The following is a 10,213-nucleotide window of genomic DNA, read 5'->3' as shown; positions in this document are numbered from 1 at the left end:
CACGCTAAACATGAAAGATTTAAAGAAATATAGTTTATTATCCCTGCTCATCTTCAGTTTGAGCAGTGGATACGCGCAGCAGACGATCCAGTTCAGTCAGTATGTTTTTAATGGTCTTGCCGTTAATCCAGCCTACGCCGGTTATAAAGAAGATTGGACGGCCAACTTCAGTTTCCGCTCTCAATGGGTGGGAATTGAAGGGGCTCCCCGTACCGCAACAGCTTCCTTTGACGGGATAGTCGACCCTCAGGCGAAGAAGATGGGCTTAGGTTTTATTGCCACAACCGATCGCCTGGGCCCTCAGAATACCTCTGCCTTTTACGCGAATTATGCCTACCGTCTGCAATTGGATGCAGAAGATACCAAACGTTTGAGTTTTGGTATCGGTGCCGGGCTTACGCAGTACAACCTGGATGGATCGAAGTTTATTGCGACTGATCCTGGAGATGGGGCAATTCCGATAGGAAATGAGAGTAAGCTGAGACCGGATGTTCGTTTTGGTGTTTATTTTTATACCCCTAAGTTTTACATTGGTGCATCGGTGATGGACCTGCTGTCGGGCATGAGAAAAGATGACATCCAGACAGAAGGGGATTACAAAGTGTTACGTCAGGTCAGACACATTTATCTCACAGGAGGTGTGATGATTCCTTTATCGGAATCCCTGGACCTGAAGCCTACCTTTATGTTGAAAGAAGATTTCAAAGGACCAACCAATTTAGACCTGAACGCGTATCTGCTGATCAGTAAGGTAGTTTGGCTGGGCGCTTCATACCGTACCGGGGTAACCTTATGGGATAAGAAAAACCTGCAAAAAGGCTTGAGCCAGAGCGATGCCGTTGCCGGGATTATAGAGCTTCAGATGAGCAATCGTTTTCGCCTGGGTTATTCTTTTGATTATACGACGAGTAAACTTTCCAGCTATCAGAGCGGCTCGCATGAGCTTTCACTGAGCATCAGTTTCCCTGGAAAAAGAGCAAGAGTATTGAGTCCACGTTATTTTTAAGCTGAACAGAATTATATGAACAGAACAGCATTTAAAAGACCAGCTTTACTGATGCAGCGCATGTTGCTGATCAGTACAATGGCATTATTCCTAAGCAATTCCGTAATGGCACAGGAGCAGCTGAGCCGTAAGCAACAGGCGGATGTGCTCTTTAACCGCTTTGAATATTATAATGCGGCAAGGCTATACCTTCCACTTGCGGAACGAAAGAACCCCGATGTGAAACTGGTAGAAAAACTGGCCGATTGCTACCGCATGATGAATGCTTACGAGGAAGCAGAGAAGTGGTATGGAAAGGCAGTAGAAAATAAGAAAGCACAGCCGATGAGCCATTACTATTATGCCGAAGCTTTGCAGCGAAACAAAAAGTTTGACCTCGCAAAGGAGCAGTATCGTGCTTACAGCAGCTTGCTTAAGCCGGAGGAAATGAGCATCAAACCTTCGGCGAGACATACTGATCTGCCAAATGAAAGCGAGCCTGTTAACCAAGAGGAGGTAAACTTAAGGATCAATTCCTGCGATAGTGCGGCTCTGTGGACCAGCCGGCCGAAAGACATTGCGATCAAAAATGTAGCGACTCTAAATACCAAATCCGCAGACTGGGGATTGAATTACTATGGGAAAGATGGTTTTGTATTTACCTCAGAACGGAACACCGAAGCGAATGAAAAAAGCAGTGACATTTATAAATGGACAGGAAATCCCTGGCTGAAATTATACCTGGCAAGTCCGGATGCACAATTGAAGGAAGAACTTCCGGTAGTGACCAAACAAAATGCGCCAACTAAAACCGAATACCATGTCGGGCCAATGGAGCTGAACGGGACAGGAGAGGTGGCTTATGTGACGATCGCGACAAGGGCTTCTGCTTCCGAATTGCCATTGGATAAAAAAGAAGGCAAGATCAGGGAGCGTTTGTATACCCGCAGACTGGAACTGATGATTGCCTTGAAAAAAGATGGCAAATGGGGGGAATTGAAACCTTTCGCCTACAACAATGTAAAAGAATATTCTCTGGGACATGCGGCGCTTTCAAAAAATGGACAAGTCTTATACTTTGCTTCAGACATGCCTGGTGGAGTAGGGAAAACAGACATTTGGTATAGCCAATTGCAGGCAGATGGAAGCTGGGGGAAACCGGTAAACTGTGGTCCGGAGATCAACACTAAAGAAGAAGAAGCTTTTCCAACTACAGGCCCTTACGGAGAATTGTATTATTCCTCTAAAGGAAAAATAGGAATGGGTGGATATGATATTTATAGCAGTCGTGGCGAAAAAACACAATGGAGTAAATCACAGAACCTGAAATATCCGGTGAATTCTACGAGTGATGATTTTTATTTCATCAGCAGAGACGGCAAGACGGGTTATTTCTCTTCCAACAGGGAAGGTGGGGCCGGCGATGACGATATTTACAGTTTCAACGATCAGACGCCTGCTGTGATGATTCTTGCCCTGGATGGTACAGTTTATGACCAGAAGAGTAAAGCGAGCTTAGACTCGGTGTTAGTGACCTTAACAGACGGAAATGGACAGGTTCTGAACCGCAAGGTAACGGAGCAGAATGGAAAGTTCTTTTTTGGTTTAACAAAAGACCAGGATTATAAGGTCGAAATCAGCAAACTGGGCTATACTTCGGTGCTGAAAATGGTAAGTACAAAAGGAATTACTAAATCTGATACCCTAACCATGGAGGCTTTTCTGGATAAAGATAAGTTTGAACCAGGGAAAACCTATGTGCTGAGAAATATCTATTATGATTTTGATAAAGCGAATATCAGACCGGATGCAGCCAGGGAGCTGAATAAGTTGCTGGCCATTCTAAAAGAAAATCCATCCATCTGGATTGAGCTGGGATCACATACAGACAGTAGGGGAGCGGATCAGTATAACCAATGGTTGTCGCAACGCAGGGCGAATTCTGCGGTACAATACCTGATTGATCGTGGAATTGAGAAAGAACGAATCAAGGCCAGAGGTTATGGAGAAACGATGCTGCTGAATAAATGCGGAAACGGTGTGAAATGTAGTCATGCAGAACATCAGCTCAACAGAAGGACGGAATTTAAGGTCATCAAACAATAGTGTTTAATACAAAAAACGTAGAGCGGGATTCCTAAAAAGATCCCGCTTTTTTTATATTAGCCAGGCGCTTTTGGCTTTTGAAAAAAACAGCTTTGTTTTGTTCCGGAGTAAAATTAAAATAAGCTTGTTAAAAATATTGCTAAAACTATTTAACAACTATTAGAATATACAAAAGTTATTAATTAATTTGCTGAGATTTTAAATATAGATAACGGCTAAAATGAATTCAACATCTTCTAAACTTCCCTATATAGGAGTAGATATAGGTGGCTCTCACATCACTGCTGCTCATGTAGATGCAACCACATGTAAAGTAATCGACAGCACGATGAAACGTGAAAGGGTCGCGTCAATGGACTCCGCAGAAGTGATTATCGAATCCTGGTTAAAAGTACTTTCTTCCCTGATCATCAGGACCAATGGTGAAAATTCCAAAATAGGGATCGCTATGCCAGGGCCATTTGATTATGAGCATGGAATCTCTTTGATGAAAGGGATGCAAAAATACGATGCTTTATACAACATCAATGTGAAGGAAATCCTGGCTCAGCGCCTGGAAATACCTGAAGAAGACATTGTATTCATTAATGATGCGGAAGCCTTTCTTCGCGGTGAGCTGGCCTCAGGTGCAGCAGCAGATAAGGAAAGAGCAATAGGGGTAACCCTGGGGACAGGATTAGGTTCTACCAGTAATGCAAGTGGGATCACTGTAGATATGAACTGGGCATTCCGTCCTTTTAAAGAAAGTATTGCCGAGGAGTATATCTCAACGCGATGGTTTATGAAAAGGTATCAGGAAATTACCGGTGCAGAGGTTAAAAACGTAGAAGAAATGCTGGCAACTGCAGCACAATCTGTGAAAGATGAAATTTTTGAAGAATTTTCAGACAATCTAAGTATCTTTCTGAACGATTTAATTGCTCAGGAGCAGCCACAGGTGGTCGTGATTGGTGGCAACATTGCCAAAACATGGGAACACTTTATTGATGCACTGACGCGTAAGATCACAGATAAATCCGTAGCGATCAGACAAAGCGAAATGTGGGAAGATGCAGCTCTGGTAGGTGCAGCGAGCGCATGGGCTCAAAAATAAGATAGATGAAGAAATACTTTTTTATTGCAGGACTATTGTTCCTGCTGAATCATTCAAATGCCCTCGCGGCAAAGATAGATACCATACAGACCTATAGTGCTGCAATGAAAAAGAAAATAAAGGCGGTGGTTGTCGTTCCCGACAACTATCAGCAGCTGAAAAGCCTTCCGACGGTCTATCTGCTACACGGTTATGGAGATAGCTATGATGGCTGGATCAATACCGTTACCGTATTGAAAAAATATGCAGATGATTTTCAATTGATCCTGGTTTGTCCGGATGGAAATGTCTCCAGCTGGTATATGGACAGTCCGGTAGATCCGGAATGGAAGTATGAAACGTATGTCGTCACGGAACTGGTGAGCCAGATTGATCAGCAATATAAAACGATTAAAGACAGAAAAGGCAGGGCCATTACCGGGCTGAGCATGGGCGGACATGGGGCATTATACCTTTCCTTTAAACACCAGGATGTCTATGGCGCTGCGGGAAGCATGAGTGGGGGAGTTGACATGACGCCTTTCCCCCTGAAGTGGGACATTGCCAAAAGATTAGGCAGCTATGAACAGCAACCTGAACGCTGGAAAGCGAACAGTGTAGTAAATATGACGCATTTGCTCATTCCCAATAAACTCGCTTTGATCATTGACTGTGGCAGGGATGATTTCTTCTATAACGTGAACAATAAGCTTCATGAGGAATTATTGTACCACAATATCCCTCATGATTTTACGATCAGACCAGGGGCCCATAACTGGGATTACTGGAAAAATGCAGTTGGCTTTCAGCTGATGTTTTTCAGTAACTTTTTCAATAAGGCTTAATTTAGAAATAAAACACCCATCGAGTAGATATTTCAACCCTATATATTGCTGTATTAACCTGCTTTAAATTCGATGAGATCGATTTCCTGCAACTAAGAAAGGGTAATTTCTTCCTTTTCTTCGGAGTTTTCTTTTTCCTTTAAAACAGTTGTTTCTGAAAACCGGTCATGCCAGCCATTACGGCTGAATAGAAAAGAAAGGGCGTTAAATGGGATCCATCTTGAAAGAGTTCTCGCGAAAGATTTAGTGAAGTCGATTGGCCGGCCATCTACGGTCAGTACCCTTGTTTCCGATAAAAACTTAGCTGGAGAAGCTTGAAAAATAACTTCAAAAAAGATATAATATACTGCGGTAGCAAAAAACAGAAAGAAGATGGCAAAAATATTAGGTCCAAAGGCTGCTGCCATATTGTTAAAGAACTCCCCAAAAATGTTGCTGCGAAATAATGTGATCATCGGTACACTGAATATGAGGATGATCATGACGCTGTCTATCACCAGATGAAAAAGACGTGTGCCATTAGGTGATTCGACATATGAGTTCGAAATACCAGTACTATATTCAGTGGGTACCACTGCTAATTCTCTGGTTCCATTCAGGTATTTAAGTACGCGGAATGAAAAATAAATCCAGGCCAGGTTTACCAGACTGTAATATCCGAAAAACAATAGGTCTTTGACTAAATTTTCATTTGCGGCGTCGACTGGCAAATAAAAGAAAGAACTAAGAAAAGTTAAGGCTTTAGAAAGCAGGATCACAGAAAATGTGAACCTGAGGATGCGCATTCTTTTCCCTTTATTCAGGTAAAGTAATCCTCCACAGAAAAATAACAGATCAAATGCCAGATTGATCCATTGGTAATAGGTGAAATCAAGGCTATAGCTAAAAAAATTGAGATTGAAAGCTGATAGCGTCCCACTTAATATGCCCATGATTGTAGGGAGCATTCCTAACGCTGAAAGTGCTTCCAGATCATTGCCAAAGGAAATGAAAAACAGGTTGCAAATAATGATTATCGTAGAGGAAATGATAGCGAACAATGAAATTTTTCTGTACGGTTTCATGGAAAGGAGAGGTGCTTTAGCGTTAATGAATATTTAGCTGCAATTATACATCATATAGTTGAAATTAAAAATTGAGGCGTTTTACTTCTCTTTTTTGTAATTTGCAACTGATCTCCTGATTAATTTCCAGCCTGATGTACGCTGTCAGTACATGAGCCGAAACCCAATTGATGTTTTTATTAATTATTTTTACAGAAAGATAGTTTTTTAGATTGTCCTGCGTTATATATAACTAAGATTTAACCGCCTATGAAACATTTTATTTTCGCCAGCCTGTTCACGGTGATCGGCTTCAGTTCATTCGGACAAGATAACAAACCCTGGATTGCGTTTTATAATAAGGATACCACATTAATCGGTTTTAAAGACAGCAAGAATAACGTAAAGATTGAACCCAAATTTACCGGATTTATCAGTGCCAGTAAGTTTGATGACATTATTGGGGTAACGGAAAGAATAAATGAAAAGTGGCCCAGTTATTACCTGACCAAATCCGGAAGAATAGTAGGCAGAGACAGCCTGCATATATTTGACAATGGCGTAGATTGTGAAAGTGAGGGATTTATCCGCTTCAGGGACAAGAAAACGGACAAAGAAGGCATGTTTGACCGCAACGGTGACATCGCTATTCCTGCAATTTATAGCGCGATAACCAGCGTTAGAAATGGAATGGTTATCGCATTACAGGGGGCAAAAAAAGAGGAATGGGGAAAAGATTCCGGGGATTATCATTTCAGTTGGGTTGGCGGAAAGCAATTGTTAATTGATACCCATAACCGGTTGCTTATTGATGATTTCAAATCGGAGCGTAATTTAAATTTCTTCTCCCTGTTGGTTTCCGATAAGCCGAACGAAGATCCGGTCCGACAGAATTTTAAGACCAGCCAGGGTAAATACTATTCCTTCATAGATTTTGGAAAAGAATTCGATACCTGGTTAAAAAAATCATTACTTAACCATTTTACGAAAGAAAGTTTAATGGAGGCTAGTTATAAAGAGCTGACCTATTGGGAAGAGCAGGATGGATGGAAGGCGGAAGATAAACACAGTTTCATGACCAGGAATTTCGAGCTCATAAAAACGAAACTGCTGCAGCTGAACCGTCCGGATTGTAAATACCAGATCTTTGACGATGGGCTGAACAAATTTATCTATGAATCAGAGGAATACCAGCGCTTTTTTGATAACTGTGGGGCAGCAAAGGAATGGATCTATCCCCTAAAAAATATTGTCATTTCTTATGGGAAAGGGAAGGACTCATTTCAGGATCATTTTTCTTTTTTGAGGACGGAAGAAGGCTACAAACTGATCAGCATCAGCTTAGGAAAAGGAGCCTTAAAGTAAATGCAATCCAATTAAAAAATCCCCTTCCAGTTTAGCTGAAAGGGGATTTTTTATGATTATTCCGGAATAGTTATTCTACACTTCCTTCTTCTTTTTTCTTTTTCTTGCCCGGGCTTTTGTTTTCTACCACAATTTGATCGCTCTCTTTGTCGTAATCAATTTCCAGTGTATCGCCATCATTGATCTCGCCTTTCAGGATTTCTTCTGCAATTGGATCTTCCAGGTATTTCTGGATGGCACGTTTAAGTGGCCTTGCACCAAAGTTGATGTCGAAACCTTTATCTGCGATGAAGTCCTTAGCTCTTTCGGTCAGTTTCACTTCATAACCTAAGTTATGTACACGACCGAATAAAGATTTCAACTCAATGTCAATGATTTTGAAGATTTCTTCTTTACCCAAAGTATTGAAGACCACTACATCATCTACACGGTTCAGGAATTCAGGAGCGAAAGCACGTTTTAGCGCATTTTCAATCACACCTCTTGAATGTGTATCCACTTGATTTGTCTTAGCTGTAGTAGAGAAACCAACGCCTTGTCCGAAATCTTTCAACTGACGTGCGCCAATGTTCGAAGTCATGATGATGATGGTATTTCTAAAATCTACTTTACGGCCTAAGCTATCTGTAAGCTGTCCTTCATCCAAAACCTGTAACAGGATGTTGAATACATCAGGGTGAGCTTTTTCAATCTCATCCAAAAGAATCACTGCATAAGGCTTGCGACGAACTTTTTCTGTCAACTGTCCGCCTTCTTCATAACCTACGTATCCCGGAGGCGCACCCACTAAACGGGAAACCGCAAATTTCTCCATGTACTCACTCATATCGATCTGGATCAATGAATCATCACTGTCGAACATGAAGCGGGCGAGTTCTTTTGCCAACTCTGTTTTACCAACACCTGTAGGGCCTAAGAAGATAAATGAACCAATTGGTTTCTTAGGATCTTTTAATCCGGCTCTGGTACGTTGAATTGCTTTTGTCAGCTTCTTAATGGCATCATCCTGTCCGATAATTTTCGTTGCTACTGTTTCGTACATGTTCAATAGTTTAGCACTATCGGTTTGTCCAACACGTTGCAATGGAATTCCGGTCATCATGGAAACTACTTCTGCCACGTTATCTTCCGATACGGTATAACGTTTGGTTTTAGTTTCTGCTTCCCATGCTGCCTTCGCACGATCCAGCTCCTCTAAAAGATTCTTTTCAGTATCTCTCAGTTTCGCAGCCTCTTCGTATTTCTGGCTTTTTACCACTTTATTCTTTTCAAGCTTGATCTCTTCAATCTTGTTTTCAATCTCAATGATGTTCTCAGGAACATGGATGTTTGTTAAATGCACCCTTGAACCAGCTTCATCTAAAGCATCAATCGCTTTATCCGGTAAGAACCTGTCGGTAATGTACCTTGAAGTCAAAGCCACACAGGCATTGATTGCTTCGTCGGTATAGGTTACCCCATGGTGATCTTCGTATTTTTCTTTGATACGGTTTAAGATCTCAATGGTTTCATCCGGTGTAGCAGGCTCGATCATTACCTTTTGGAAACGACGGTCTAATGCACCATCTTTCTCAATGTACTGACGGTACTCATCTAAAGTAGTGGCACCGATACATTGAATTTCTCCCCTTGCCAAAGCAGGTTTGAACATATTCGAGGCGTCCAGTGAACCTGAAGCACCACCGGCACCTACAATCGTATGAATCTCATCAATAAATAAGATCACATCTGTAGATTTTTCCAGCTCATTCATCACCGCTTTCATACGTTCTTCAAACTGACCGCGGTATTTGGTACCTGCCACCAATGAGGCAAGGTCTAAGGTCACCACACGTTTGTTGAACAATACCCTGGAAACCTTGCGCTGAACAATACGTAATGCCAGTCCTTCTGCAATAGCAGATTTACCTACACCCGGCTCACCAATCAGAATTGGATTGTTCTTTTTACGACGTGATAAGATCTGAGACACACGCTCAATTTCTTTCTCACGACCTACAATAGGATCTAAGCGGTTTTCCTCTGCTGCTTTCGTTAAGTCTCTTCCAAAATTATCTAAAACCGGAGTTTTTGATTTGATGTCCGATACTTTTTTAGGGCTGCTGAAGCTTTCCTCCTCACGATAATCATCGTCACCACCAGTTGATGCGCTATTTTGAGTCTCATCTCTGAAACCGTTTTTATTCACTTCAACTTCCTGTTTGAAAATCTCGTAATTGATGCTGTATTGCAGTAAGATTTGAGAAGCAATGTTATCATCATCGCGCAGGATCGACAGCAACAGGTGTTCTGTTCCTATCAAATCGCTTTTGAAGATCTTGGCCTCCAGATACGTGATCTTTAAAACCTTTTCGGCTTGTTTGGTCAAGGGGATATTCCCCAGGTTAACCGTAACACTGGACGTACCTCTAACAGAGTCTTCTATCGAACGACGAAGTTTTGAAGTATCAACACCCAGTGATTTTAAGATCTTGATGGCCATACCGTCGCCTTCGCGAATTAGGCCCAACAAAAGATGTTCTGCGCCTATATAATCGTGACCTAATCTCAGGGCTTCTTCCCTGCTAAAAGATATCACGTCTTTTACTTGTGGAGAAAATTTAGCTTCCATATATACCTTTCTAAATCGGGAATGCTCTAAACTATAAAAATTGTTTTATAAAAAGGCACCCCTGATTTTATTATTTTATCAACAATTACGCCATAGCGGCGGAAACGGATGTTGAGACTGCCGATATTTCAGAAATCTTACTAAGTTCTGACTTTATTGGTGATATTTACAAACCGATGCGCAAAT

General features: G+C 41.7%; 7 protein-coding genes. 5 read left to right on the top strand and 2 right to left on the bottom strand.

Annotation, left to right across the window (positions count from 1 at the left end):
• The first annotated feature begins 10 nt into the window (after positions 1–10).
• The 4 genes from DBR43_RS10385 to DBR43_RS10370 all read left to right on the top strand — a co-directional run bounded on the left by DBR43_RS10385 (position 11) and on the right by DBR43_RS10370 (position 5,008).
• A complete protein-coding gene (locus DBR43_RS10385) occupies positions 11–1,006 on the top strand; it encodes a type IX secretion system membrane protein PorP/SprF (protein ID WP_124580617.1) in 996 nt (331 codons plus the stop codon).
• Between the two features lie 15 nt (positions 1,007–1,021).
• Positions 1,022–3,091, top strand: coding sequence for an OmpA family protein (locus tag DBR43_RS10380; protein ID WP_124580615.1), 2,070 nt, complete (start codon positions 1,022–1,024; stop codon positions 3,089–3,091).
• A gap of 220 nt (positions 3,092–3,311) precedes the next feature.
• A complete protein-coding gene (locus DBR43_RS10375) occupies positions 3,312–4,184 on the top strand; it encodes an ROK family protein (protein ID WP_124580613.1) in 873 nt (290 codons plus the stop codon).
• Positions 4,185–4,189: 5 nt separating this feature from the next.
• A complete protein-coding gene (locus DBR43_RS10370; protein ID WP_124580612.1) occupies positions 4,190–5,008 on the top strand; it encodes an alpha/beta hydrolase in 819 nt (272 codons plus the stop codon).
• 92 nt (positions 5,009–5,100) lie between these two features.
• On the opposite strand, the gene DBR43_RS10365 is transcribed toward DBR43_RS10370, so the two are convergent.
• Positions 5,101–5,940, bottom strand: a complete 840-nt coding sequence (locus DBR43_RS10365; protein ID WP_158622476.1) for an RDD family protein — start codon at positions 5,938–5,940, stop codon at positions 5,101–5,103.
• Between the two features lie 381 nt (positions 5,941–6,321).
• On the opposite strand from DBR43_RS10365, the gene DBR43_RS10360 reads away from it, so the two are divergent.
• Complete coding sequence (locus DBR43_RS10360; protein ID WP_199757023.1) at positions 6,322–7,416, top strand: WG repeat-containing protein; 1,095 nt, start codon at positions 6,322–6,324, stop codon at positions 7,414–7,416.
• Between the two features lie 70 nt (positions 7,417–7,486).
• Here the strand turns inward: DBR43_RS10360 and DBR43_RS10355 are convergent, their stop codons facing one another.
• Positions 7,487–10,027, bottom strand: coding sequence for an ATP-dependent Clp protease ATP-binding subunit (locus DBR43_RS10355; protein WP_124580608.1), 2,541 nt, complete (start codon positions 10,025–10,027; stop codon positions 7,487–7,489).
• Positions 10,028–10,213 lie beyond the last annotated feature (186 nt).

It is taken from the genome of Pedobacter sp. KBW06, assembly GCF_003852525.1.
Lineage (GTDB): Bacteria > Bacteroidota > Bacteroidia > Sphingobacteriales > Sphingobacteriaceae > Pedobacter.
Note: the sequence above shows the minus strand (reverse complement) of the source record. Positions and strands in the feature narration are given on the sequence as shown.

Excerpts from the sequence above, each read along its gene's own strand:
- DBR43_RS10385 (WP_124580617.1), top strand. The coding sequence starts at position 11 with ATGAAAGATTTAAAGAAATATAGTTTATTATCCCTGCTCATCTTCAGT.
- DBR43_RS10380 (WP_124580615.1), top strand. The coding sequence starts at position 1,022 with ATGAACAGAACAGCATTTAAAAGACCAGCTTTACTGATGCAGCGCATG.
- DBR43_RS10375 (WP_124580613.1), top strand. The coding sequence starts at position 3,312 with ATGAATTCAACATCTTCTAAACTTCCCTATATAGGAGTAGATATAGGT.
- DBR43_RS10370 (WP_124580612.1), top strand. The coding sequence starts at position 4,190 with ATGAAGAAATACTTTTTTATTGCAGGACTATTGTTCCTGCTGAATCAT.
- DBR43_RS10365 (WP_158622476.1), bottom strand. The coding sequence starts at position 5,940 with ATGGGCATATTAAGTGGGACGCTATCAGCTTTCAATCTCAATTTTTTT.
- DBR43_RS10360 (WP_199757023.1), top strand. The coding sequence starts at position 6,322 with ATGAAACATTTTATTTTCGCCAGCCTGTTCACGGTGATCGGCTTCAGT.
- DBR43_RS10355 (WP_124580608.1), bottom strand. The coding sequence starts at position 10,027 with ATGGAAGCTAAATTTTCTCCACAAGTAAAAGACGTGATATCTTTTAGC.